Genomic DNA, 23,970 nt, shown 5'->3' with positions numbered 1-23,970 from the left:
TAGGAGGATTTAAGCATATAGTTCCTGCTTTCAATGTAGAGGATAAGAAGAGGAAGGAGCGCGATTTATAAAAATAGTTGGAGCTATAACTAGGGGGATGAGAAGTAAAGATGAGCTCTCCAGGGCCAATGAGGCCACCGAAATAGTAAAGTTCGAACTTTTTCAGTGCTTTTCCATTGCAATTGTAAAGGAGGCTCACCACCTTACCGATGACACTTCTAGCTAAGTTATTGATTTGATGAAGTATAAAGTTGATTCGCTTTTTCTCTAAGCTCTTTTAATGTTTGACCTTCCAGCCCCGAGCTCTCTAACATACCTAACAAATCTGCAGTGAACGCTAATTTTTCATGGTTCTTCGTATCAAGAATCATTTCTTCAAGTTCCACTTGTTCTACTTCGACACCAGCTTGCTCAAATAACTCTTCAGCGTATGGGTGGTTTTTGTACGCTTTTGCATAGAAAACTTTTTCTATCCCCGCTTGAATAATGGCTTTGCAACAATTCAAGCATGGGAAATGAGTCACATACATCTCCGCACCTGCTGCCTGCACCCCAAATTTCGAACATTGAAGGAGGGCATTCATTTCAGCATGAATGGTCCTTACACAATGGTTGTCAATCACATAACACCCTTCATCAACACAGTGTTTGCCTCCTGAAATTGAACCATTATACCCCCCTGCTATAATCCGCTTGTCCCTTACAATAGTGGCGCCAACCATAAGGCGAGTACACGTGGACCTAAGAGCTAATAAATGGCTTTGAGCCATGAAGTATTGATGCCATGAAATTCTTTCCATCTTGATGTTCCTCCTATAATAAGATACTAGAAAAAATGACAGACCGAAATTTTTCCTAGTCTTCAATTAAACAGTATGACTTAAGTGTAGACAAGACCTGTAGGGTGAGTCAATCATCATCTTACTTTACCCTAATAAGAGTTTCTAACGTTTCAAAACTCTTCGCACCGATTCCAGGTACATTCGTAATGTCATCCACTTGTGAAAAGGGACCGTGCTCTTGAACATAGCTAAGTATAGCTTGCGCTTTTGAAGGCCCGATGCCCGGTAATGTTTCAAGCTCCTGTTGAGTAGCTGTGTTGATATTGATCAAGTCGCTAGCAGAAGATTGTCCCCCTTGACTTACCTCCAAGATTCCTTCCTCCCCCTTCACCGGGATGTATACAACCATTTCGTCCTGGAGGCGCTGTGCTAGGTTAACACGATCCTCATCGGCTTCGGACACCATTCCCCCGGCCTTTGAAATAGCATCCTGGATACGGGCTCCTTCAGGGAACATATAAACCCCAGGTTGCTTGACTGCTCCTTTCACATCGACGTAAACATCAACTTGTACAGATTCCTCTTCTACATCTTCCTCTCCTTGTTCCACATACGTTGGTTCAAATTCCATAATCGCCTCTTCAGGTATCGCTTGCATAAAATGATAGCCTAAAAAGAAAATTAAAGCCGTACCACCAATGAGATAAGGCAAATAAGGTTTGTACTTATGCCAATCCGCCACTTGTTCACTTCCTCTCCGGATAACATATGTTCATATTTAAAGAAACAAATTCATACAATGAATGGAAAATACGTGTGAAAAGGAGGGGCTTCGATTGAGGAAGATAGGATTTATCGGAACGGGTAGTATGGGGCGCATTCTCATTGAAGCAATCTTGGAATCAAAAGCAGCGTTACCCAATCAATTAACCATTCACAATCGCACGATGGAAAAAGCTTGCGCCATTGCAGACCAATATAAGGGCATCACGGTATCAGCAAACTTGCCATCCTTAATCAAAAAGTGTGACTGGATCTTTTTATGTGTCAAACCTCTACAAATGATCCCAATTCTTAATGAACATAAAAACCTCTTTACTAATCAAAAAACACTCCTATCCATTACAAGCCCATTGTCTATTGAGCAATTAGAGGCCGTTGTAACCTGTCAAACTGTCCGCTTTATACCAAGTATTGTAAACCGAGCAGGCTGCGGACCATCCCTCATTACCTACGGAGAACATGTAAAAGAAAAAGAAGCCTTCAAGAATTTTTTCTCTCATTTCTCTTCACCACTTGAGATAGATGAATCAATCACTCGCGTATCATCAGACATAGCCAGCTGTGGTCCAGCATTTATCAGTTTCATTGTTGAAAAGCTCATTGAAGCTGCGGTGGCAGAGACAAATATCACTAAAGAAGAGGCTACGCATATTGCAGAAAACATGCTCATCGGGTACGGAGCATTACTACAAGAAAAGCTATTTACACTATCCACGTTAAGGAAAAGGGTAACAGTACCTGGTGGTGTAACAGGAGAAGGTTTGAAGGTGTTAAATGAAGAAACGGGAGATATGTTTCATAAGTTGTTTATAAAAACCCATGAGAAGTTTGATGAAGACAAATATTTGGTGCAAAAACAATTAGAAAAGGAGCAATAAGGTTTCTCAAAACCTTTGCTCCTTTTTTATTCGACACATATTTACTATTTCCTTCTTTTTCTTGCATGAAAAAAGATACGGTCTGTTTGATGAATAGGCGCTTTTAGTCCAAACTCCGAAGAAATTTCTACGATGTCAAAGCCGCATTCATCAAGAAGAGACGCATACACGGAAGAGTCAAAGGTTCGCTGTGTGTGAGATTCATCCACCCTGTCGTATGTGCCCTTTTCATTTTTTATAAAAAAGGTAAGGTCATGAATAACACTATTATCATACTCTCCAGGAGAAGCGAACCAAATATATGAAGCTTCTTCCTCATTATCAGCGTAAACTTGATGATCAAATGCCGACTCCATCTTAAAGGAGGAATGTACATCAAATAAGAAAGTCCCACCCTCTTTAAGTGCGCCACGCACGGAATCAAAAGTAGCGCGTATTTCATCTTCATCCATTAAGTAATTCATTCCATCACAAAACACGGTCACAGCATCCATATCCTGAAAACCTGTTAATTGTTGCATATCTTGTTTAATAAACGTGATGTTCTTCTTATCCCCGTCTGCTTTTTGTTTCGCTACAGAAAGCATTTCTTCAGACAAATCAACCCCGGTCATGGCGTAGCCAAAAGAAGCCATCTTTAATGTATAGGTGGCCGTTCCGCAAGCGACATCCAAAATGGACGCCCCTTCAGGAATTCTTTCTTTCGCATAATCAACCCATTGATCATAAGGGGCGTCTGCCATGAGACGATCATAAATATAAGCAAAGTGCTGGTAAGTCATATGCTTGAACCCTCTATGGCTTTAAGACAGGATCAAGATTGACGTACTTTGCATCTGCCCATAACTTTTCAAGGTTGTAATAATTTCGATCTTCTTTATGGAAGACATGAACAATCACATCATTAAGGTCAATAAGAATCCAACGAGCTTCGTCTGTTCCTTCCAACCTCTTCACATCAATGTCTGCCTCTTGGGCTTTTGATTTAACTTCTTGGGCAATTGCCTCTACTTGTTTCGGAGAATTACCATGGCAAATCACAAAATAATCAGCCATTAAAGAAATGCCCTCCATATCAAGTGCTACAATATCTTCTGCTCTTTTATCATCTGCCGCGTTAACGACTAAATCCAATAGTTGCTTTGGTTCCATTCTTTACTTCAATCCTCTCGTCTTTAGTAATTCATTATAGGCATGGATTGTATCAGGGTAAACAGGATGACCTTTACTGATTAAAAATGTAACCGTGTTTGAAAGAGCGATTAGACACCCATAATCTAGTGATTGTTCAGAAGCATCCCTGACATCGTCTATGCCGGGGAATTTTCTACCTGGCTCAATATAATCAGCCAAGTAAACGATTTTTTCAATTTCAGACATTCCCGCTCTTCCGGTCGTATGAAAAACAACCGCATGAAGAATCTCTTCATCCGTAATACCTAGTTCCTCACGAATCAGTGCAGCTCCGGCTGGCGCATGAAGAATCGCTTCCCCATAATTACACCAATCGTCCGATAACCATTCGGTCGTTTTGATTACGTTTTTCATTTCGCCTGATGGTCTGTACTTGGCGTAATCGTGCAAAATAGAAGCCAACCGTACTTTTTCTACGGACTGCCCGTATCGCTCACATAACTTCGTAGCTGTTTCTACTACTCTCACCGTGTGGTCGTAACGTGCCTGTTTTAGCTGTTTTTTTACAGATTCAAATGCCTGCTTTTCATTCATATAGTTTGTTCTCCTTTATGTAGGATGCGACACAATCCGGTACAAAAAAGGAATTGAACGTTCCGTTTTTAATGGATTCTCGAATATAGCTTGATGAAATGTCCACAGGGGGACTCTCAATTGACACCATATTTACATTTACTTTAGGAACCCCTGATGAACCAGGCCGCTTCATCCATGCAAAAGTGACCAGTTCTTTTATTGTATTAATCTCATGCCACGTGTGTAAGGTATCCACACTGTCGCCACCAATGATAAAGTAAAACTCCACATTGGCATACCGCTTTTTTAAAGCGAGAAGGGTATCGACAGTGTAGGATGGACCTTTACGCTCAAACTCAATTAGATTACATGTAAACGAAGAAGACATTTCACATACACGTTCAACCATCTCAATTCGTTCCTCATCACTCGTATCGCTCTTCTTTTCCTTGTGAGGCGGGATTTGATTTGGCATCCACCACACTTTATCAAGGTTGAGTGAGAGTCTTGCCCCTTCCGCAAGAATAGTATGGCCAATATGGGGAGGGTCGAATGTCCCCCCCATTAATCCGATCTTTTGAACCATCGTGATCCTTCCTTTACTTCATCACGTTCACCTGACCGTGTTTATTAGGGAAGTTCAATTGTTTTTTGATTTTCAGACTCTTTATATAAAACGATCGTGCTTCCAATGAGTTGTACAAGGTGAGCTTTTGCGCCTTTGCGAATGGACGTAGCCACTTCGTCTTTATCCTCATCACAGTTTTGCAAGATGCTAATCTTAATCAACTCTCGAGCCTCAAGAGCTTCTTTTACTTGTATGATCAAGTTTTCATTCACTCCGCCTTTTCCAACTTGAAAAATCGGTTTGATATGATGTGCTTTTGATCTTAAAAATCGTTTTTGTTTTCCTGTTAGTGTTTTCATCTTGGTGCCTCCTACTTCTTCAATGTTTCCAATACTACCTGTCTCATTTTATCACGGGGCGCTTGTTTTCCAGTCCATAATTCAAAGGCAATCGCTCCTTGATTAATAAACATTCCTAATCCGTTGATCGTTTTTGCCCCTTTATTTTCTGCTACTTGTAAGAACCTGGTTTTAAATGGTGTGTAAATCAAGTCCGATACAATCGAATCACGCTTGAGGGTTTCTAGTGAAAAGGGCATTCGAGTCACGTCCGGTTCCATTCCAATGGAGGTGGTATTAATAATAATGTCAAAGCTTGTAACATTCGCTTGAGCAATGGTAGAGGGCAATACGTTCACTCGACCAATCGGTTCACAGATCCTTGCAATGTCCTTCGCTTTACTCAATGTACGATTGGTTATTGCAAGAAAATTGACACCGTACTTTTTTAAAGAAACAGCCACCGCTCTAGAAGCCCCGCCAGCTCCGATCACCAACACCCTTTTATTCTTAATATCTTCTCCACTCTCCGCAATCAATGAATTCAAGTAGCCTTGACCGTCCGTATTGTATCCGATTAACCTGCCGTTTTCATTTACAATCGTGTTTACTGCTCCAATGGCCCTTGCATCACTTGATACCTCATCCAAAAACGGCATCACACTCACTTTGTGAGGCAACGTTACATTGACACCACGGAAGTGATTACGTCGCAAGCTGTCTACCGCTTCTTCTAAATCATCCGGATGAATATCATAGGCTTCATAAGTCCCAGATATTCCGAGCTCCTTCAATGCCGCATTGTGCATGACCGGTGACTTCGAATGTCCAATGGGGTGACCAAACACCCCCATATTCAAACTCATATCATCGACTCCTTTTGCAATTTAAAAGGATGGACGTGTACCTGTTTGTACTCCCTTTGGCACGTATGCTCTTACAATTGTACCTTTACCATGTACCGTTACCCATCCAAGACCTGAGAACACAATATCGGTTTTCTCATGAGGAAGTTTAAACTCATGTTTCTCTAATGGAGGAAAAGCTTCTACTCCATCTTGTCTAGGTGGTGTGAGCAATTCGCCAAGGTGATTTTGATACAGATCGTCTGCTTTTTCCGTCTTTGTACGGTGAACGTTCAATTCGTTTGACATATATACGACAAATGATTGGGGCTCCCCTTTTACAAAGTCAAGGCGAGACAGCCCTCCAAAGAATAACGTTTGACCTTCTTTTAGTTGATACACTCTGGTTTTAATTTCTTTACGTGGCATGATGACTTTCAAGTCTTCTTTGTCTACAAGGTGAGCCATTTGATGGTGATTGATAATTCCCGGTGTGTCGTAAAGGGACGATCCATCATCAAGTGGGATGTCGATCATATCCAATGTCGTACCAGGAACATTCGATGTTGTAATCAAGAACTCTTCATCTCCACCGAACTCTTTGATCAGTCGATTGATGAAAGTGGACTTTCCTACATTCGTACATCCTACAATGTACACATCTCGGTCTTTACGATATTTTTCAATTAAGTCGGCGGTTTCCATAACACCGTGGCCTTTTTCAGCACTCATCAATTGAACGTCAACCGGTTTTAGACCGTTTTCTTTTGCAGCATGTTTCATCCACTGAACAATTTTGTTGTGCTTAATTGATTTAGGTAACACATCTGCTTTGTTTCCAACTAAGAGGACGGGGTTGTTGTTCACAAATCGGTGTAGGCCTGGCAACCAACTTCCGTGAAAATCAAAGATGTCAACGACTTTTACAATTAAAGCATCTTTCGAACCTATTTCCGTTAAAATACGTAAAAAGTCATCATCATTTAATGAAACATCCTGCACTTCGTTATAGTGCTTCAGGCGAAAACACCGTTGACAAATGACTACATCTCTCTCCAGCGCTTGGGTAGGTGTGTATCCGATCTTGTCTTTATCAGATGTTTGAATGGTGACCCCACACCCTGCACAAATTACTGGTTGTTTTTCTTCTCTTTCTCCCACTCGATAAGCCCCTTTCTTTTCATCCATCTAAATACTACCCGTTCCATTCTTCGATTAAATTTCGTAATTACTCCGTCTGTTTGAGCAACAGGGACAACGAGGATTGTATGAAATCCCCCTCGATTACCGCCCAAAATATCCGTCAGTAGCTGGTCCCCGATGACAACCGCTTCATTTCTCTCGATCTTCATAATGTTACAAGCCGTTTTAAATGCACGAGTCATTGGTTTTTTGGCACTATGAATAAAAGTTAGTTCATGAGGATCGGAGAAATGTTTTACTCTCTTCTCCGTGTTGTTTGAAACAACAACAATATCAATCCCTTCAGCTTTCACTTGCCTAAACCACTTAATCAACTCTTCTGTTGCGTCCGGTCTATCCCATTCTACTAGCGTGTTATCCAAATCTGTTATGATTCCTTTTATCCCTCGTTCTTTTAACTCACTTATAGAAACGTCAAAAATCGAAGGTACATATTGATCAGGTACGAATCGCTTTAACAATGAATGCCCTCCATAATCATATTTGTGTAAAATACACTCACCTTTACGCTACCCTTCATAATACCCTTATTTTGAGCTATTTTTCAATGTTTAAAGAGATTTAATGTCGAAATTCACGTGAATACTAAAGTAAATAAAAAAAGAACAAATACTTTTCGACAAAAAATACCAGAATCGAAAGACTGTGGAAAACACTATCAACAATTTCCAACGTTCCCCACCTCTCATTCACAGTGTTATGAACAGGATATCCACAAGTTATCCACTTGCATTGTGGATAAAACGAACAGTTGTTCCACATTCAATTATCTGATAATATCAAAACACCAAGAGACGGTGACGTTCATAAACGGACAACCTTCACTCATAATTGATAGTCAATGTTAAGCTGAAGCGTATTTGGGTTAGACAAAATGGGAAGCGAAGATATAAGGAGGTGAAGCTGCCATGAGGCGGCATGGAGCAATGCGACATCTCAATGATGACTTACTGTTGGAAACATATGAAAAAGCGTGTGAACTTGAATTGAATGACGAATTTATCTTTCTTATTACCCAAGAACTTGAACGCAGATCAATCACAAATCGATCTGCGCACCACAAAAAGTACCATTAACACTATTCAGACCGTCGCTGATATCTAATGTATTCTCTCGGTTTATACTTGATTTCACGCAAGCGCTCCTCATCCAGTTGATACCCTTGGGTCCCATCTCGATCTTCATGTTGGGACTGTTGATCAACAATAGTTTTTGTTACATCCAAATGATACGGTACTACAGCTAAGCACATGACTACAAAGATTCCGAGTGAAAAAACGACTTTCTTTTTCACGATACACCACTCCTATTCTCTACAAATAGGGTGGTGTTTTTTTTGCTTTTTTATACTTATCACTTGATCGTTGTAAAAGGTTTAAGACATATGAAAGTCAGGGAATCTAATGTAAAGCAGAATGGTACTAATACACTAGGATGTTTTGGTACAAAATAAAAAGAATATGAATGTGGTTCCTATCTCTGTCCTATGTTCTTAAGATTTAAAAAAGAAAAAATCTTTCACTATAAAGTTGTGTTTCTTCTTATTTAATAAACTTGAAAAGTAATATAAACTCCAGGTATACGAAGGATGCAAGCCAACTTGTTTTATATTATAATCTTACTTACGCTTAAGGACAGAGCCAAAAAAACAAGCTCAATTAAACAAAATAGAGGAGGTAACTCACTTGTCATTATTGCATTTACTTGTTTTGTCACCATTTATTCTAGCTCTATTTATTCCTTTTCTTTATAAATGGTTCCGAAACGTACATACAGGGTGGTTCATCCTTCCTTTACCGGTAATCTTATTCGCTTACCTGATTCAGTTTGTTTCCACAGGACCAGGACTCGGATTTGAACCGATTATGGAAACCGTACCCTGGGTACCATCCCTCGGAATAAATTTCACCATTTATCTCGATGGACTTAGCCTTTTATTCGCTTTGTTGATTACAGGGATTGGAGCATTAGTTGTTCTTTATTCCATCTTCTACATTGCTAATAAAAAAGACGAACCCCTAAACAATTTTTATGTTTACTTGTTGATGTTTATGGGTGCTATGCTTGGCGTTGTTCTTTCGGACAACCTCATTGTCATTTACGTCTTTTGGGAATTGACCAGCTTAGCGTCATCTTTATTAATCGCTTATTGGTTCCACAAAGAAAAATCCCGTTACGGAGCACAGAAATCCATGCTGATTACAGTAACGGGTGGTTTTGCAATGCTTGCCGGTTTCTCGCTTCTTTATGTGATTACAGGCACATTCAGTCTTCAAGGTATTATTGAGCAAAGCCAAGTGGTTATTGAAAGTCCTTTACTCGTACCAACAGTATTGCTTGTTTTACTTGGTGCATTTACAAAGTCTGCTCAATTTCCGTTTCACATCTGGTTACCAGATGCGATGGAAGCACCAACACCGGTTAGTGCATACCTTCACTCTGCAACGATGGTTAAAGCGGGAATTTACCTCGTAGCACGATTCACGCCGGTATTCGGTGGCACTAGCATTTGGTTTTGGATGGTCTCATTGGTAGGTCTCATTACCCTAACTTGGGGTTCGATCTCTGCGATACGCCAGAAGGATCTTAAAGGGATCCTTGCCTTTTCAACAATCAGTCAGCTAGGGTTAATTATGTCATTATTGGGGCTTGGTTCAGCTGCTCTCTATTATGATGTGGCAGATGAGGGCGCTGTGTTTACTGTTGCTACCATGGCTGCTGTCTTTCATTTAATTAACCACGCAACATTTAAAGGCGGCTTGTTTATGGCCGTGGGTATCATTGATCACGAAACAGGAACACGGGACATACGTAAACTCGGTGGACTTATGTCCTTAATGCCAATTACATTTACAATTAGTTTAATTGGACTTGCCTCCATGGCAGGACTCCCGCCATTTAACGGCTTCCTAAGTAAAGAGATGTTCTTTACAGGAGTCCTTGATGCAACTGCACTAGAAATTTTTAATATGCAGACATTTGGGATCATCTTCCCTATCTTTGCATGGATTGCAAGTATCTTTACATTCTTATACTGCTTGATTATGTTGTTTAAAACATTCTTTGGTAAATACCAACCTGAGAAACTGGAGAAAGAAGCGCACGAAGCACCAATCGGAATGCTTATCTCCCCAATTATTCTTATTTCCATGGTTGTCATTATCGGGCTCTTCCCGAACATTGTGTCCTACACTCTAATTGAGCCTGTGATGAATTCGATCCTTCCAGGATTCGAGTTCGAAGTCAATCTCTATCACTGGCACGGATTAAACACCGAATTATTCATGACATTAGGTGTCATTGTCTTTGGTTCTCTCATTTATATGAACTTGGGCAGGTGGCAGGAGACGTACTTCTTCCTTCGGGAGCGGGATCCACTTAATCAAGTGTATGACCGCGGGCTTGACGGATTGATTACGGGAGCTCAAGGGGTCACGAATGTGCAAATGACTGGACTGTTGCGAGATTACTTTGCTTACATGATTGTGTTCATGGTTGGCTCACTTACCGTTACCATGTATTGGTTTGATGCCTTCACGTTTGCAGTAGATCCGAATAGTTTGGCATCCATACCACCTTATGCCGCGATCATTATCGCTTTAACGGCCGCTGTTTCATTATCACTGCCGTTCATTAATCACCGCGTATCGTCGATCATTGTACTAGGTGTTGTCGGTTTCTTATTGGCACTTCTGTTCGTTGTTTTCAGAGCACCTGACTTGGCCTTGACCCAGCTGCTCGTCGAAACCGTTATGGTTGTCCTCTTGCTGCTCTGCTTCTACTTCTTGCCGGAGCTCAAAAAAGAGGATTTCAAGCCACGATTCAGATGGTTAAACCTTGTAATCTCCATTTCAGTCGGTCTAATTGTATCGCTTATCGGTATTAGTTCACTTGCATTGTCAAATACAGCTCAATTTGACAGCATCTCTGATTACTTTATCGAAAACACGTATGAACTAACCGGCGGTAAAAACATGGTTAATATGATCCTGGATGACTTCCGAGCTTTGGATACCATTTTGGAAGTGCTCGTTCTAGGTATTGCCGCCCTCGGAGTCGTAGCGTTAATCAAATTACGTTTTAAAGGAGGCGAAGACGTGTGAAGACAAACTATTTAATGCTTCATACCATTACACGAATCGTAGCCTTGATTATTCTCTCGTTTTCAGTTTATCTGTTTTTTGCAGGACACTATACACCTGGGGGAGGCTTTATCGGAGGGCTCATGTTTGCCTGCGGACTCCTCCTCCTCTACTTGAGTTTTGACCTGAATAAGATACAGACCGTCCTGCCGATTGATTTTGAAAAAGTCATTGCCATCGGCCTTCTTATCGGAATTGGCACCGGACTGAATTCATTGCTGTTCGGTGACCCGTTCTTTACGATGTATTTTGATACCTTTACCATCTGGCCGTTCGGCGAAGTGGCTCTTACAACAACCACACCTTTTGCCATCGCAATTTTTCTTGTTGTTGTTGGCGTTGCACTTCTCACTATATTAACGATTGCGGGGGATGAAGCATAATGGAACTTTTAATGATTCTGCTTATCGGCATCATCTTCTCCGTCAGTACGTATCTCATTCTGACAAACAGTTTGTTAAGAGTTATCTTCGGGATTATCATGCTTTCCCATGGTGCCCACCTGCTGTTACTGACTTTGTCAGGATTTAATGAAGGGGCACCGCCTCTACTTGGAGAAGAATCAAGCGTTTATATGGATCCCCTGCCACAAGCGCTCATTCTAACTGCTATTGTAATCAGTTTTGGTGTTACAGCGTTTCTACTTGTACTTGGGTATAGAACGTACAGAGCACATGAAACTGATAAACTGGATAAATTAAGGGGTCATGCAGATGAATAATTTATTACTTGTACCAGTTCTGGCACCTTTCCTAATAGGAACCATACTAATTCTCTTTAAAAACCACTTGACTGTTCAGCGTTGGATTAGTGCGATCACAGCTATCGGTATGCTCGGCTTCGCCTTTTATATTACGTATATCGTGTATGTAGATGGTATACAAACCATTGAGCTCGGCGGATGGGCACCACCCTTTGGTATTGTTCTTGTTGCTGATCTTTTCGCAAGTCTCATGGTTATTCTTTCGAGCATTGTCGGGGTTGTTTGTTTATTCTTCGCCTTTCAGACGATCAGTAAAGAACGTGAAAAGTTTTTCTTCTATCCGTTTTACATGTACCTGCTAGCAGGGGTACACGGTGCATTTTTAACAGGAGACCTATTTAACCTGTTCGTATTCTTCGAAGTGATGCTAATTGCATCTTATATTTTAATCGTACATGGAGGTACGAAGTATCAGCTAAGGGAATCGTTTAAATACGTCGTCATAAATGTATTTGCATCGATCTTCTTCATCGTTGGTATTGCTTATATTTACAGCATTACAGGGACATTGAACATGGCTGATATTGCTGTAAGAGTAGCTGAGATTGAACAAACAGGTGTTTTAAATGCCATCGCTGTTCTCTTCTTGGTTGTTTTCGGAATGAAAGGTGGGTTATTCCCCCTTTATTTCTGGCTACCAAACTCTTACTTTGGCCCACCATCAGCGATCGCTGCACTATTTGGCGGATTGCTAACCAAGGTTGGTATCTACGCTATCATTCGTACCTTTACGTTAATTTTCATTCACGATCCGGGCTTTACACATAACCTGATCTTGATTCTTGCCGGTGGAACGATGTTCTTTGGAGTACTCGGAGCTGTAGCACAGTTTGACTTTAAACGCATTCTGTCTTTCCACATTATCAGTCAGGTCGGTTATATGGCTCTCGGTTTAGGATTGTATTCCCAGCTCGCCATTGCAGGTGCGATTTACTACATTGCTCACCACATCATTGTAAAATCGGCATTATTCCTGTTCTGTGGAGCTACTGAAAAAATTACAGGTACAACTGATTTAAAGAAAATGAGTGGTTTATTAAAGTCCTATCCGGTTCTAGGTTGGCTATTCTTGGTCACAGCCATTTCACTTGCCGGTATACCACCACTTAGCGGATTCTTCAGTAAATTTGCTCTGATTCTAAATGGTATTGAACAAGAGCGTTACTTTATCGTATTTATCAGTTTGGTGGTCGGTATACTCACCCTCTTTTCTATGATGAAAATATTCATCTACGTATTCTGGGGTGAAGAATCATTGGCTGAAAAAGATAAAAACAAACCAATCATGCCGTTGCTCGCACCTATTTTACCTTTAGTGGCATTAACCGTTATTCTAGGTATCGGTGCAGAGCCGATTTTCTCATTCTCAATGGAAGTAGCTAATCAGTTATTGGAGCCTTCCCAATATATTAATTCTGTTCTTAAGGAGTAGGTAAAATGGCTTTTCAAATATTAATAAATATCGCAATCGCGTTTATTTGGATGCTTTTACGAAACGAAGCCTCTCTTTTAGAATTCGGAATTGGATATATCGTCGGTCTTCTAATTCTGTTTTTCTTAAGGCGCTTCCTGAAGTTCAGATTTTACTTCAGCCGCGTAATTGCGATCTTCAAACTTTTGTTCTTGTTTATTTACAAACTGATATTGTCAAACATCGATGTGATTAAAATTGTATTAAGTCCAAAACTTGATATTGAGCCGGGTATTATCGCGGTTCCTACAAAGCTACAAACGGACTGGGAGGTTACCCTTCTCGCATCATTAGTCTCCCTTACACCCGGTACACTGTCCATGAACTTCTCACCGGATGGCAAAACCCTTTATATTCATTCCATTCATGTACCGGATAAGGAAGCGGCGATTGAAGAGATCCACTCTACTTTCGAAAAAGCGATTCTGGAGGTGACCCAATAATGCTGTATACTATTGCAAATGTATGCCTCGTATTAATGGCCCTATCCATCGCTGTCTTGTTTATCAGGGTCATCATAGGCCCTACCCTTTCAGACCGCGTTGTGGCATTGGATACGATCGGAATTAACCTGATCGGCTTTATCGGGATCATTATGCTCATTCAAAACACAATCGCATATTCAGAAGTTATCCTGGTGATCGCCATCCTTGCCTTTGTCGGTTCAATCGCGTTTGCCAAGTTTATCGAAGGGGGTGTCGTCATTGACCGAGGTGATCGTTAGTATTTTCCTTATTATCGGTGCCGGCTTGAGTGTAATAGGGTCAATCGGCATCATTCGCTTCCCTGATGTTTACGGCAGGCTCCATGCAGCTACGAAAAGTGCTACACTGGGCGTTATCAGTATTATGATTGGAATTTTCATTTACTTTTTAATTGTTCAGGGAATCTTCGTAGGAAAATTCCTGCTCACCATTCTTTTCGTCTTCCTGACAGCTCCGGTAGCGGGCTTTATGATTGCCAAATCAGCTTATAATGTTAAAGTAAAGATGTGGGATCAGAGCACGCAGGACGATCTCGGAAGAGACATGAAGAAATATGAACAACAACAAAAGAGTGAATAATCTTAAGAGGTACGGCATTGGAGTAATCATATACTTCAATGCCGTTTTTTAAATTTACTCATACCTCCTCGAAGAAACAACGGAGAGTTGCTAACGGATCGAATAAACGATCGTAGTACCTCCCTCCCCTAAAGTACCATCATCACATGATGACACCTTTAATGATGAGTATCCTTTATGTGAATGGTGTGATCAGCGATTGTGACACACAAAAAAATGTTCTGTTTCATCCACCTACATCACCTGAGAACTTCCTCAAACCCTACCTGATAACCAAGCCGGGTAAACCAAGATCATTCTCTCCAATTTGACAGAGTTTCGGTTGGTAATCCAACGGGAAAACACATTTAAAAAAGCATAAAAAAAGAGGAATCATCATATATATGACTCTTCCTCTTCATCACACTATTTTATTTAGTAATCGTTGCTACTGCCTCTCCGTACTTAACTTTTCCCTGGAGAAGTGGTTCAGCCACCATACCCTTTTCAAAAAGCAACATCACACTGGATCCGAATGAGAAATAAGCCATTTCTTCGCCTTTTAAAACGGTGCCATTTGCCATTGCTCTCCTCGGGTGAATACTGTTTACATTTAATGCTCCTATCTTCACTATACATACCCGCTGGTCTTCTTCTGTACTGACTTCAGTAAGGAGTCTGTAGTTTTTAGCTAGTACTTTGTCACCAAGTGAAAGAGCGAGGGGGTTGACTGGTGATGAGTGGTTGCCCAGTGCCCATGTTTTAACGATTTCACCCTCAACAGGACTGTGGATCCGATGATAATCTGTAGGACTTAGATAAAAAAGCATATACCTCCCACCCAGGTATCGTTTCCCCGTTTCTTCCAAACCTACGAGCTCATTAACATCATATGTCTGTCCCTTAATTGTAAATGTGGCATCTTCGGAAATACCACCGGTCTCTGACAACGTGCCATCTACAGGACTGACGATGGTTTCGTGTCCCTCTGCTACCTGCCTGAGCCCCGGCTTAAGTTCTCTGATGAACAGAGACTGAAGTGTATCGAACTCGGTTACTTTATTCTTGGATTCATCCAAGTTTATTTTATACACATTCGCAAAAGAACGAATGAGGGGCTTACTTACCCTTGAGGTTGTAAATTTTCTGATCCCCCATGACTGTACCGGACTTTTCGTTAATTCCATTAATGATCGATATACTTTTTTCTTCAAAACTGATTCCTCCAAGTTGCACTGTCATATATGTATGAAATCCTAACATATATTAGTAGTTTGTTAGTATTAGTTATGGTAAAATAAATATTTAATCAGAGTTTGCTTGCTTCCACATCGAAGCAAACGAATAAACCAATAAAGGGGTGATGTCGTTGACGTTGTTACAACACCTTGTTGATAATACGTATCGTAAGTTTCGCAGTCAGACGGCCAATTTATTAACCATTTTAAATTTGGGCCTCGGCGGAGCTGCAATGTTGGCCGTTCTTCAAGGTCAATATGGTATGAGCGTTGCGTTTATTTGCCTCGCAGCCATTTTTGATCGCCTTGATGGGAAAGTGGCTCGAAAGTTGAATATAGAATCTGAGATGGGAAAACAATTGGACTCTTTATGTGATATTATATCATTTGGCGTAGCACCAGCGTTATTAGTTTATCAATCAGTATTATACCAGTTTTCAACAGCCGGTATGATATTTACCATCATTTTTATTGCATGTGGTGCGATACGCCTTGCCAGATTCAACGTAACCGAGCAAGAAGGATTCTTCGTAGGATTACCAATCACAGCAGCAGGTTGTATTTTAACTGTGAGTCATTTATTAAATGACACGATCGCAGCACCTGCTTTCATGTGGATTACACTTGCCCTATCCGTTTTAATGATTAGCACGTTTCGTGTACGCAAGATGTAGCTTAGGCTGATTCAGTTATTCTGGATCAGTCTTTTTCATTTTATTGCCTTTTGTCTTAATCATATCTTCTCTTCAATTGACTTACTTATCCGATCTCCTAATTCCCTCCTCATTAAATCCCTAGTTCCATTCCCCCCTTTTTCATTAAAAGGGATTTCACGAATGGATTAGGAACTGATAAAATGAAACAAATACAATTACCCTGATCTGAACACGGAGAGGAGTTTGTTATGCAAGTAATCATATCTCATACAAACCTGGACTTTGACGGACTCGCTTCTATGGTAGCTGCAAAAAAGCTCTACCCTTCCGGTAAAATGGTGCTCCCTGAGAAACTTCAAGATGCAGTGCAACATTTCCTGTCCCTCTATAGGGATACTTTTTCATTCACACAAGAAAACCAGATCGATTGGGAATCGGTGACCGAGGTCATCTTGGTCGACACGTCTACTATCGAACGAGTTGGTAGAATTAAAAACAAACTACCTGAAGATGTCACAATCATATGCTACGATCACCACGCCTCCCATCACTATCAAGGAAAGTACCTTCCTTACGGGGCGTGTATCACCATTTTAATAGAAGACATTTTAAGAGCCGGCAATACGGTGTCGGCATTCGAAGCGACGCTCTTCACATTAGGTCTTCAAGCTGATACAGGAAACTATACATATAGCACGACCTCGCCTGAAGACATGCTCGCTGGATATCACTTGTTAAAAGCCGGGGCAAATCTTGAAGTCGTTGAACGATTCCGTGATACTCCACTAAGCACAGATGAACAACAACTCATACAGATTCTTCTCACAAACGCTAAAAGACTAAATCAGGATGGTACAAGCGCCATTATCACGCAACATAGCCAAGATCATTACACCGGTAACTTGGCCGGCATTGCCAGTCACCTTTTATCCTTAACAGGAGTAGATGCCTTGTTTGTGGTTGTACGTATGGAAAATAAAACATTTATCACAGCAAGATCGTCTGCTGACAGACTAAGCATTTTGGCTCCAATTAAAGCTTTAGGTGGGGGTGGCCACGATAAAGCAGCCTCCGCAATGCGTAAAGATCTAGACCCTTGCATTCTAGCTAAAGAACTAGAACAACAGCTTCCTTTCCTTATTTCAACAGAAGCAACAGCCAAAGAGATGATGAGCAGTCCTGTTCGTGTCGTCGCTCCTGACACTACTATAGGGGATGTGTCCGCCATGCTCTACCGGTACGGCCATTCAGGTTTTCCAGTTGTGAAAGATGAAAAACTTGTAGGAGTCATTTCAAGAAGAAACGTGGATAAAGCCATCCACCATGGTCTAGGTCATGCACCCGTAAAAGGGTATATGACCACCAATCCTATGACAATCTCTCTCGATACATCTTTAACTGATATTCAAGAGATCATGATGGACCATAACGTGGGAAGACTTCCAGTTATAGAAAACGACCAGGTCTTGGGGATTGTATCCAGAACAGACGTCATTAGGACCATTCACCATAAAAATAAACCGTTACATCAAAAAAACGAATCCCAATACGATAAAGTCAAAAGAAACTTTTCAAATCAGGTTTCTTCTCAGCTAAAAGAAAACGTATATAAACGTATTCATACAGTTGGAAAACAAGCCGATTCACTAAACATGAAAGCATACTTGATTGGGGGCATTGTTCGCGATATTCTTCTCGAACGTCCAAACGAAGATATTGACATTGTCGTAGAGGGCAATGCAATCGTATTAGGCGAGTCATTGTCTGAAGCTTTTGGTGGTTCATTACGCTCTCACGATTCGTTCAAGACCGCAACTTGGACAGACCCTGAAGGACTAAAAGTAGACCTTACAAGTGCTCGAACAGAATATTATGACTTTCCGGCAGCTCTACCAAGCGTAGAATTATCCAACATTAAAGAAGATCTTTATCGTCGGGACTTTACGATCAACGCCCTTGCCATCTCTTTGTCTGAAGATGACTTTGGCACCCTTCTTGACTTCTTTCACGGCTATGAAGATATTCATAAAGGACGGATTAAAACCCTCTACAACTTAAGTTTCCTCGAAGACCCGACTCGAATATTAAGAGCACTTCGATTTGAAAATCGCTTCGGCTTTCTAATGAACAAAGAGACAGAAGAATTTGCAAAAACACACACTAAAATGCTTTCATCTGTGTCAAAGCCACGGTTGGCCAACGAGCTCAAACGCCTGATCATCGAAGAAGACACGTCTACATTTATTAAAAGGGCCAGTGACTTGCAAGTACTAGAACATCTTCTTACAAGAGCCTCCAACCCTGTAACGGTCTTAAAGCGAATCGAGTGCTTTTATACATTACAGCAAGCGTTAAAAGAACCACTTCATCACAGCCACTGGCTTGGTATTTTATTTGCCATGACGGACTTGACGACTGAGGCCTATGAAGAATGCTTAGCTTTCGCTAAAAACAAACAGGACATCCACCTGTTAAAAACCGTGTATAAACTCTTTACCACCTTTGATTTTCAGTTCCACTCCCTTTATGACTGGCACACCGTTTGTGCCGAGGTGAGCAATGAAGCACTTGCCGTTGTCCTTGCCCTTTATAACCACCAAGACGATCTAATTGAAAGAGGATCCGAGTATTTACTTCAACGACAGTCGGTTTCATCTGCCATTTCAGGTAACGACTTAATTGACCTTGGTCTAATCCCTGGGCCGCACTTTAAACAATGGCTTCTTCAACTTGAAGCAAGTAAAATTGAAAATCCGTCTCTAACCAAAACGGACCTCTTATCCTATGCGAAAAAGGTATACTCCCAAAAAGAATGAGAAATCCCTTGTGATAAGGAGAAATCTAGCTGATGCTCACCACCTTGTGCTGTGGTGAGCATTTTTCTTGAATCTCCATTTAGGTTCGATATAATAGAAAACAGTTGTCCAGACGAGTTTAATTATTTGTTTAAAATAATTATTATTAACTGTTGACAACGGATCTGTTTTTGTTAAAATATAATATGTATTAAACAATAATTATTCTAATCTAAAGGAGCGATTTGTTGTGACAGACAAGCGTATGGTAGCAAAACAAGCACCTCGATTTGAAATGGATGCAGTACTTCCAAATAAAGAATTCGGGAAAGTTTCCCTTGAAGAGAATATGAAAAACGATAAGTGGACGGTTCTTTACTTCTATCCAATGGATTTCACCTTCGTTTGTCCGACTGAAATTACATCTTTAAGTGATCGTCAAGACGAGTTTGACGACCTTGATACCGAAGTAATCGGTGTTTCAACCGATACGATCCACACTCACCTAGCATGGATTAACACAGACCGCGATGACAATGGTCTTGGGAAGCTTGAGCATTCCCTTGCTGCTGACACAAACCATCGTGTAGCACGTGACTACGGTGTTCTATTAGAAGATGAAGGTGTGGCTCTGCGAGGTCTCTTCATCATCAGCCCAGAAGGTGAACTTATGTACTCTGTAGTCAACCACAACAACATTGGTCGTGACGTAGATGAAACACTACGTGTCCTACAAGCCCTTCAAACTGGCGGACTTTGCCCTGCAAACTGGAAGCCAGGACAAGCAACACTATAATTGATTTTCAAAGGTTGTCCCACTGAGCTTGGGACAACCTTCCCTAAACATAAAATAAAACAACAATGATAAAACAGGAGTGATAAATCGATGAAACTAAGATCTGAAATGCCTGAACTTACTGGTGCTACTGAATGGTTAAACGAAGAATTAACAAGAGAAGAACTAGTCGGAGATAAACCTACCCTCTTTCACTTCTGGTCTGTTAGCTGCGGACTATGTAAAGAAGCCATGCCTGACGTAAACGAATTCCGTGATGAATTTGAAGATGAGCTTAACGTGGTTGCTGTACACATGCCTCGTTCAGAGAAGGACCTTGACATGAGTGTCATTAAAGCGATGGCACTAAGCCACGACATCTCTCAGCCGATCTTCGTGGATAACGAGCATAAACTTACAGATGCTTTCGAGAATCAATACGTGCCTGCGTATTATGTTTTCGACGCTGAAGGTAAACTACGCCACTTCCAAGCTGGCGGCGGTGGTATGAAAATGCTCCGTAAACGCGTGAATCGTGTTCTTGGTAATGAAGAAAAATAAATTGTAAAAAAGGAGCGTTCACCCTATGGCGATCGCTCCTCTTTTTATACTTTTGCAGGATGGACGTGATCGAGAATCACTTCTTTTATAGTCAAATGACGCTCTTTTCTCAAGTCCACGTAAGTATCTCCAACCGCAATGAGCGGTCTTGTAATCTCTTCTAAAGGCAGATGGACAAGAACACCTTCTTCTCCATTTTCCAAACGAACGGGACAATTGATATAACCATTGATTACCTGTTGAACGAACGGTAACACAATTTCGCCACTCAACTTGTTTCTGTACACGTCCTTAATCAGCTCTTCCAACGCTTCAAATGGGCTATATCTGCTTCGATAAACCCGATCAGATGATATAGCATCATACACGTCCGCAACAGCCAGCACCTGAACATAAAAGGGAATGTCATTTCCTTTCACTCCAAAAGGATAGCCAGATCCATCAAGCCTCTCATGGTGCAACAATGTCCCCTGAACGATGATTTCACTCAAGCCCTCCACCTTATCTAGAATCTCTCTCCCATAAAGAGGATGACGTTTTATTTCCATGTAGTCGTTGTCAGTCAACTGACCTTTTTTATTTAAAATGCATTTAGGAACTTTCATTTTTCCGATATCGTGAAAGAACCCCGCTTTTCCTAGTTCCAATACGTCTTTTTCAGGCCTCCCTAGCATTTTTCCTATCGTTGCTGCCAAAAGACCTACATTAATGCTGTGACGGTACGTATATTCATCGTACCCCTTGATTTGATACAGCTCTAAAAAAATTGACGTCCTGGTGAGTACTTTTTCCAAAAGGTACGTAAACGGCTTCATAACGTCTTGAATATCCACGTTCTCCCTCATAATCGCCGCTTCAAACAACTGCTTGATCTCCAAAACACTTCCCCTATAAAGATGTAACATCTCTTCTTTTTCCTTGGACCACGTCCCAATAAGGTCGCCCGCTAGAACGGTAGACTTTTTCACTACTTTTATTTCATCCACTTCATGGCTGAGTAAAATATCAAGATGCCACTGAGACAGAGTCATCCCTTTCTTCAGGAGAAAATGGCCGTTTTCTGAAACAATATCTTCACCTAAACTCCGACCTATTAGTACGTCTTTATTCGGTATAATTTTCACAGATTCAACCATCCACTCACCTCTTTACTGAGTAAACACCTTAAATATGTACATTTCATTTACTATATCACATTTTTCCACAATCCGACATTTATTGTAAAAATTTATTTAGTCCTTTTCACTCTAACCGTCACCATCTATTAAAGAAGTTGACTTTGACCATTTACATTCGATATGCTATGAATGATTTGACTAATAGGAGGCTTTTTTATGAGTGTACATATCGGTGCTAAAGAAGGCGAAATTGCAGAATCCATCTTGCTCCCAGGAGATCCTTTACGAGCAAAATATATCGCAGAGAACTTTTTAGAAGACGTAACATGTTATAACGAAGTCCGCGGCATGCTGGGCTACACTGGTACGTATAAAGGAAAGCGCATTTCTGTTCAAGGAACAGGCATGGGTGTACCTTCCATCTCCATTTACGTCCACGAGCTTATCAACAGCTATGGCGTAAAAAACTTGATCCGCGTAGGAACATGTGGGGCATTCCAAAAAGACGTTAAAGTACGCGACGTAATCCTTGCTATGAGTGCTTCTTCAGACTCAGGCGTAAACCAGCGTTACTTCGGAGGAATTGACTTTGCTCCGACAGCGGACTTCGGTCTATTGAAAAGCGCATACGATGGCGCTGTTGCCAGTGGCTTGAACGTACGCGTTGGTAATGTATTTACTTCCGATGTATTTTATAACGACTACAAAGACACAGTTCAAAAGCTTGCTGATCACCAAGTGCTTGCTGTAGAGATGGAGTCTTCCGCTCTTTACACAATCGCAGCTCGCTTCGGTGTGAACGCCCTGAGCGTACTAACGGTAAGTGACCACCTCATCACGGGTGAGGAAACGAGCTCACAAGAGCGCCAAGAAACATTCAACGAAATGGTTGAAGTCGCGTTAACAGCAGCGATTGAGGCTGAATAAGGTTATTACGTTTGCGGATTTTAAGCGTATGTAGCAGGCTCTCCCTTGTGGAGGGTCTGTTTTTTTAAGGGGTTGGGTGATGAGTCGCAAGGTGTGGTTTGGTAGTGGTTTGAGAAGGAGTATGGCCATTTCTTCATCGACTTTGAGTTTTATCCATCGACTTGGTGCTTTTCTTCATCGACTTTCACATTTATCAATCGACTTCTCCCTTTTCTTCATCGACTTTCGGATTTATCCATCGACTTCCCCCTTTTCTTCATCAACTTTCAGATTTATCAATCACTTCCCTCCGTCTCCGCCTCGCATCCCCATCACAACCCAAAAACCCCCCACACACCGCAGCATGAGTGGGGTCACAACAGCCTATTAGTACACCAATTCCACAATCTCTTCTTTCGTCACGGCGCCAAAGTAGTGCTTCATTGGAAGCTCGTCCAACGCTCTTTCAATGTCCTCGCGCTCGTAACGGGTTCCTACTAGAGCCTGCTCAACGTCGACGACTTCTCCTACTCCGAAGAAATCACCGAAGATCTTACAGTCTGAAATCGTTCCTTTCTTGACGTTCAGTCGGATATCGACTGTGCCTCCTGTAAAGCGCTTTGAGCGTTTGAGATCAAACTTTGGAGAGCGACCGTAGTTCCAGTCCCAATTTCGATAGCGCTCTTCTGAGATCTTGTTGATGCCCTTCCAGTCCTCTTCCGTTAACTTATACTCTGGGACTTCCTCTGTTCCGTCAAAGATGTAGCGTAGTAGGAGAGATTTGAATTCTTCCATCGACAATGGTCGATCGACGAATTCGTTGATGTTGGCGACACGGCTACGAATCGACTTGATGCCTTTTGAGCGAATTTTCTCTTCATTTACATTTAATGCATCCACAACGTTTTCCATTTCGGAGTCAAGGAGCAGTGTGCCGTGGCTGAACATTCGGCCTTTTGTCGTGTACTGGGCGTTTCCGGATATTTTTCTCTCGCCAACTTGTAAATCGTTACGCCCGGTAAGTTTTGCGTCTACACCGATCTTTTGCAAAGCATCGACAACGGGTTGGGTGAACTTTTGGAAATTGTGAAAACTTTCTCCATCATCTTTAGTGATGAAGCTAAAGTTTAAGTTACCGAGGTCGTGATAAACGGCACCGCCGCCGGAAAGTCTCCGAACCACGTGGAGCTTGTTCTTTTCTACGTAGTCTTTATTGATCTCTTCGATCGTGTTTTGATTTTTTCCGATAATGATGGACGGTTCGTTTACGTAAAAGAGCAGATATGTATGTTCTTTGTCCAAGTGTTTTAGGGCGTATTCTTCGATGGCTAAGTTTGTTCTTGGGTCTGTGATGTTTTCGTTGCTAATAAAAAGCATCGTAACAACCTCCTTGTT

The 23,970-nt window shown here is 41.3% G+C and carries 28 protein-coding genes; 14 read left to right on the top strand and 14 right to left on the bottom strand.

What is annotated here, in order from left to right:
* Positions 1-227: 227 nt before the first annotated feature.
* Positions 228-800: a ComE operon protein 2 gene (locus G476_RS0105345; protein ID WP_026689176.1), complete on the bottom strand. Its 573-nt coding sequence runs from the start codon at positions 798-800 to the stop codon at positions 228-230.
* 121 nt (positions 801-921) lie between these two features.
* Positions 922-1,524, bottom strand: coding sequence for a helix-hairpin-helix domain-containing protein (locus G476_RS0105340; RefSeq protein WP_026689175.1), 603 nt, complete (start codon positions 1,522-1,524; stop codon positions 922-924).
* A 94-nt stretch (positions 1,525-1,618) separates the two neighbouring features.
* Here G476_RS0105340 and comER point away from each other — a divergent pair, with 94 nt between their 5' ends.
* Positions 1,619-2,443: a late competence protein ComER gene (gene comER / locus G476_RS0105335; RefSeq protein ID WP_026689174.1), complete on the top strand. Its 825-nt coding sequence runs from the start codon at positions 1,619-1,621 to the stop codon at positions 2,441-2,443.
* Between the two features lie 44 nt (positions 2,444-2,487).
* Here the strand turns inward: comER and G476_RS0105330 are convergent, their stop codons facing one another.
* From G476_RS0105330 to G476_RS0105295, 8 genes are read right to left on the bottom strand one after another with little or no spacing between them, the layout of a single operon-like run.
* On the bottom strand, positions 2,488-3,225 hold the full coding sequence (locus G476_RS0105330; RefSeq protein ID WP_026689173.1) for a class I SAM-dependent DNA methyltransferase: 738 nt from the start codon (positions 3,223-3,225) through the stop codon (positions 2,488-2,490).
* A gap of 13 nt (positions 3,226-3,238) precedes the next feature.
* Positions 3,239-3,595, bottom strand: a complete 357-nt coding sequence (rsfS, locus tag G476_RS0105325; RefSeq protein WP_026689172.1) for a ribosome silencing factor — start codon at positions 3,593-3,595, stop codon at positions 3,239-3,241.
* A gap of 3 nt (positions 3,596-3,598) precedes the next feature.
* On the bottom strand, positions 3,599-4,171 hold the full coding sequence (gene yqeK / locus G476_RS0105320) for a bis(5'-nucleosyl)-tetraphosphatase (symmetrical) YqeK (RefSeq protein WP_026689171.1): 573 nt from the start codon (positions 4,169-4,171) through the stop codon (positions 3,599-3,601).
* A complete protein-coding gene (locus G476_RS0105315) occupies positions 4,164-4,739 on the bottom strand; it encodes a nicotinate-nucleotide adenylyltransferase (RefSeq protein ID WP_026689170.1) in 576 nt (191 codons plus the stop codon). Before G476_RS0105315 ends, yqeK begins: the two co-directional genes overlap by 8 nt.
* 44 nt (positions 4,740-4,783) lie before the next feature.
* Positions 4,784-5,080 carry a ribosome assembly RNA-binding protein YhbY gene (gene yhbY, locus G476_RS0105310; RefSeq protein WP_035186140.1) on the bottom strand — a complete coding sequence of 99 codons (297 nt, stop codon included), beginning with the start codon at positions 5,078-5,080 and terminating at the stop codon, positions 4,784-4,786.
* A gap of 11 nt (positions 5,081-5,091) precedes the next feature.
* A complete protein-coding gene (gene aroE, locus G476_RS0105305; RefSeq protein WP_026689168.1) occupies positions 5,092-5,925 on the bottom strand; it encodes a shikimate dehydrogenase in 834 nt (277 codons plus the stop codon).
* Between the two features lie 21 nt (positions 5,926-5,946).
* On the bottom strand, positions 5,947-7,092 hold the full coding sequence (yqeH, locus tag G476_RS0105300) for a ribosome biogenesis GTPase YqeH (protein WP_051314668.1): 1,146 nt from the start codon (positions 7,090-7,092) through the stop codon (positions 5,947-5,949).
* Entirely contained in the window at positions 7,035-7,568 is a 534-nt protein-coding gene (locus tag G476_RS0105295; RefSeq protein WP_026689166.1) for a YqeG family HAD IIIA-type phosphatase, read from the bottom strand. Before G476_RS0105295 ends, yqeH begins: the two co-directional genes overlap by 58 nt.
* Positions 7,569-8,015: 447 nt before the next feature.
* Here G476_RS0105295 and G476_RS23210 point away from each other — a divergent pair, with 447 nt between their 5' ends.
* Complete coding sequence (locus G476_RS23210) at positions 8,016-8,183, top strand: sporulation histidine kinase inhibitor Sda (protein ID WP_425387206.1); 168 nt, start codon at positions 8,016-8,018, stop codon at positions 8,181-8,183.
* Between the two features lie 2 nt (positions 8,184-8,185).
* Here the strand turns inward: G476_RS23210 and G476_RS0105285 are convergent, their stop codons facing one another.
* A complete protein-coding gene (locus G476_RS0105285) occupies positions 8,186-8,401 on the bottom strand; it encodes a hypothetical protein (protein WP_026689164.1) in 216 nt (71 codons plus the stop codon).
* Between the two features lie 391 nt (positions 8,402-8,792).
* Between G476_RS0105285 and G476_RS0105280 the strand changes: the two genes are divergently transcribed.
* The 7 genes from G476_RS0105280 to mnhG are packed head-to-tail and all read left to right on the top strand — an operon-like array spanning position 8,793 to position 14,547.
* Positions 8,793-11,210, top strand: coding sequence for a Na+/H+ antiporter subunit A (locus G476_RS0105280; RefSeq protein WP_026689163.1), 2,418 nt, complete (start codon positions 8,793-8,795; stop codon positions 11,208-11,210).
* On the top strand, positions 11,207-11,632 hold the full coding sequence (locus tag G476_RS0105275; protein WP_026689162.1) for a Na(+)/H(+) antiporter subunit B: 426 nt from the start codon (positions 11,207-11,209) through the stop codon (positions 11,630-11,632). The genes G476_RS0105280 and G476_RS0105275 overlap by 4 nt, the downstream gene beginning before the upstream one ends.
* Positions 11,632-11,970: a Na(+)/H(+) antiporter subunit C gene (locus G476_RS0105270; protein WP_026689161.1), complete on the top strand. Its 339-nt coding sequence runs from the start codon at positions 11,632-11,634 to the stop codon at positions 11,968-11,970. The genes G476_RS0105275 and G476_RS0105270 overlap by 1 nt, the downstream gene beginning before the upstream one ends.
* Positions 11,963-13,444 carry a Na+/H+ antiporter subunit D gene (locus tag G476_RS0105265; RefSeq protein ID WP_026689160.1) on the top strand — a complete coding sequence of 494 codons (1,482 nt, stop codon included), beginning with the start codon at positions 11,963-11,965 and terminating at the stop codon, positions 13,442-13,444. The genes G476_RS0105270 and G476_RS0105265 overlap by 8 nt, the downstream gene beginning before the upstream one ends.
* A 5-nt stretch (positions 13,445-13,449) precedes the next feature.
* Positions 13,450-13,926: a Na+/H+ antiporter subunit E gene (locus G476_RS0105260; RefSeq protein WP_026689159.1), complete on the top strand. Its 477-nt coding sequence runs from the start codon at positions 13,450-13,452 to the stop codon at positions 13,924-13,926.
* Positions 13,926-14,207, top strand: a complete 282-nt coding sequence (locus G476_RS0105255; protein WP_026689158.1) for a Na(+)/H(+) antiporter subunit F1 — start codon at positions 13,926-13,928, stop codon at positions 14,205-14,207. The genes G476_RS0105260 and G476_RS0105255 overlap by 1 nt, the downstream gene beginning before the upstream one ends.
* Positions 14,188-14,547, top strand: coding sequence for a monovalent cation/H(+) antiporter subunit G (mnhG, locus tag G476_RS0105250; RefSeq protein ID WP_026689157.1), 360 nt, complete (start codon positions 14,188-14,190; stop codon positions 14,545-14,547). Before G476_RS0105255 ends, mnhG begins: the two co-directional genes overlap by 20 nt.
* 410 nt (positions 14,548-14,957) lie before the next feature.
* Here mnhG and G476_RS0105245 read toward each other — a convergent pair whose 3' ends face one another.
* Positions 14,958-15,740 carry a phosphatidylserine decarboxylase gene (locus G476_RS0105245; protein ID WP_026689156.1) on the bottom strand — a complete coding sequence of 261 codons (783 nt, stop codon included), beginning with the start codon at positions 15,738-15,740 and terminating at the stop codon, positions 14,958-14,960.
* 155 nt (positions 15,741-15,895) lie between these two features.
* On the opposite strand from G476_RS0105245, the gene pssA reads away from it, so the two are divergent.
* From pssA to G476_RS0105225, 4 genes are all read left to right on the top strand, one after another.
* Complete coding sequence (gene pssA / locus G476_RS0105240) at positions 15,896-16,438, top strand: CDP-diacylglycerol--serine O-phosphatidyltransferase (protein WP_026689155.1); 543 nt, start codon at positions 15,896-15,898, stop codon at positions 16,436-16,438.
* A 230-nt stretch (positions 16,439-16,668) separates the two neighbouring features.
* The gene (locus G476_RS21320) at positions 16,669-19,236 is read left to right on the top strand and encodes a CBS domain-containing protein (protein WP_051314667.1); all 2,568 of its coding nucleotides are present in this window, start codon (positions 16,669-16,671) and stop codon (positions 19,234-19,236) included.
* A gap of 244 nt (positions 19,237-19,480) precedes the next feature.
* The gene (locus G476_RS0105230; protein ID WP_035186680.1) at positions 19,481-20,011 is read left to right on the top strand and encodes a peroxiredoxin; all 531 of its coding nucleotides are present in this window, start codon (positions 19,481-19,483) and stop codon (positions 20,009-20,011) included.
* Positions 20,012-20,101: 90 nt separating this feature from the next.
* Positions 20,102-20,551 (top strand): redoxin domain-containing protein, encoded by a 450-nt coding sequence (locus G476_RS0105225; protein WP_026689153.1) that lies wholly within the window; start codon positions 20,102-20,104, stop codon positions 20,549-20,551.
* Between the two features lie 44 nt (positions 20,552-20,595).
* Here the strand turns inward: G476_RS0105225 and G476_RS0105220 are convergent, their stop codons facing one another.
* Positions 20,596-21,687 (bottom strand): HD-GYP domain-containing protein, encoded by a 1,092-nt coding sequence (locus tag G476_RS0105220; protein WP_051314666.1) that lies wholly within the window; start codon positions 21,685-21,687, stop codon positions 20,596-20,598.
* Positions 21,688-21,885: 198 nt separating this feature from the next.
* Here G476_RS0105220 and deoD point away from each other — a divergent pair, with 198 nt between their 5' ends.
* Positions 21,886-22,596 carry a purine-nucleoside phosphorylase gene (deoD, locus tag G476_RS0105215; RefSeq protein WP_026689151.1) on the top strand — a complete coding sequence of 237 codons (711 nt, stop codon included), beginning with the start codon at positions 21,886-21,888 and terminating at the stop codon, positions 22,594-22,596.
* 366 nt (positions 22,597-22,962) lie between these two features.
* Here the strand turns inward: deoD and lplA are convergent, their stop codons facing one another.
* Entirely contained in the window at positions 22,963-23,952 is a 990-nt protein-coding gene (gene lplA, locus G476_RS0105210) for a lipoate--protein ligase (RefSeq protein ID WP_026689150.1), read from the bottom strand.
* Positions 23,953-23,970 lie beyond the last annotated feature (18 nt).

The organism is Alteribacter aurantiacus DSM 18675, assembly GCF_000429705.1.
Classification (GTDB): domain Bacteria; phylum Bacillota; class Bacilli; order Bacillales; family Salisediminibacteriaceae; genus Alteribacter; species Alteribacter aurantiacus.
Note: the sequence above shows the minus strand (reverse complement) of the source record. Positions and strands in the feature narration are given on the sequence as shown.

What these genes read in the sequence shown, in the direction of transcription:
- rsfS (WP_026689172.1), bottom strand. Translation starts at nt 3,595, where the DNA reads ATGGAACCAAAGCAACTATTGGATTTAGTCGTTAACGCGGCAGATGAT.
- lplA (WP_026689150.1), bottom strand. Translation starts at nt 23,952, where the DNA reads ATGCTTTTTATTAGCAACGAAAACATCACAGACCCAAGAACAAACTTA.
- aroE (WP_026689168.1), bottom strand. Translation starts at nt 5,925, where the DNA reads ATGAGTTTGAATATGGGGGTGTTTGGTCACCCCATTGGACATTCGAAG.
- G476_RS0105220 (WP_051314666.1), bottom strand. Translation starts at nt 21,687, where the DNA reads ATGGTTGAATCTGTGAAAATTATACCGAATAAAGACGTACTAATAGGT.
- G476_RS0105315 (WP_026689170.1), bottom strand. Translation starts at nt 4,739, where the DNA reads ATGGTTCAAAAGATCGGATTAATGGGGGGGACATTCGACCCTCCCCAT.
- G476_RS0105255 (WP_026689158.1), top strand. Translation starts at nt 13,926, where the DNA reads ATGCTGTATACTATTGCAAATGTATGCCTCGTATTAATGGCCCTATCC.
- G476_RS21320 (WP_051314667.1), top strand. Translation starts at nt 16,669, where the DNA reads ATGCAAGTAATCATATCTCATACAAACCTGGACTTTGACGGACTCGCT.
- yqeK (WP_026689171.1), bottom strand. Translation starts at nt 4,171, where the DNA reads ATGAATGAAAAGCAGGCATTTGAATCTGTAAAAAAACAGCTAAAACAG.
- G476_RS0105265 (WP_026689160.1), top strand. Translation starts at nt 11,963, where the DNA reads ATGAATAATTTATTACTTGTACCAGTTCTGGCACCTTTCCTAATAGGA.
- yhbY (WP_035186140.1), bottom strand. Translation starts at nt 5,080, where the DNA reads ATGAAAACACTAACAGGAAAACAAAAACGATTTTTAAGATCAAAAGCA.
- yqeH (WP_051314668.1), bottom strand. Translation starts at nt 7,092, where the DNA reads ATGGATGAAAAGAAAGGGGCTTATCGAGTGGGAGAAAGAGAAGAAAAA.
- G476_RS0105330 (WP_026689173.1), bottom strand. Translation starts at nt 3,225, where the DNA reads ATGACTTACCAGCACTTTGCTTATATTTATGATCGTCTCATGGCAGAC.
- G476_RS23210 (WP_425387206.1), top strand. Translation starts at nt 8,016, where the DNA reads ATGAGGCGGCATGGAGCAATGCGACATCTCAATGATGACTTACTGTTG.
- deoD (WP_026689151.1), top strand. Translation starts at nt 21,886, where the DNA reads ATGAGTGTACATATCGGTGCTAAAGAAGGCGAAATTGCAGAATCCATC.
- G476_RS0105230 (WP_035186680.1), top strand. Translation starts at nt 19,481, where the DNA reads ATGGTAGCAAAACAAGCACCTCGATTTGAAATGGATGCAGTACTTCCA.
- G476_RS0105270 (WP_026689161.1), top strand. Translation starts at nt 11,632, where the DNA reads ATGGAACTTTTAATGATTCTGCTTATCGGCATCATCTTCTCCGTCAGT.
- G476_RS0105225 (WP_026689153.1), top strand. Translation starts at nt 20,102, where the DNA reads ATGAAACTAAGATCTGAAATGCCTGAACTTACTGGTGCTACTGAATGG.
- G476_RS0105260 (WP_026689159.1), top strand. Translation starts at nt 13,450, where the DNA reads ATGGCTTTTCAAATATTAATAAATATCGCAATCGCGTTTATTTGGATG.
- G476_RS0105345 (WP_026689176.1), bottom strand. Translation starts at nt 800, where the DNA reads ATGGAAAGAATTTCATGGCATCAATACTTCATGGCTCAAAGCCATTTA.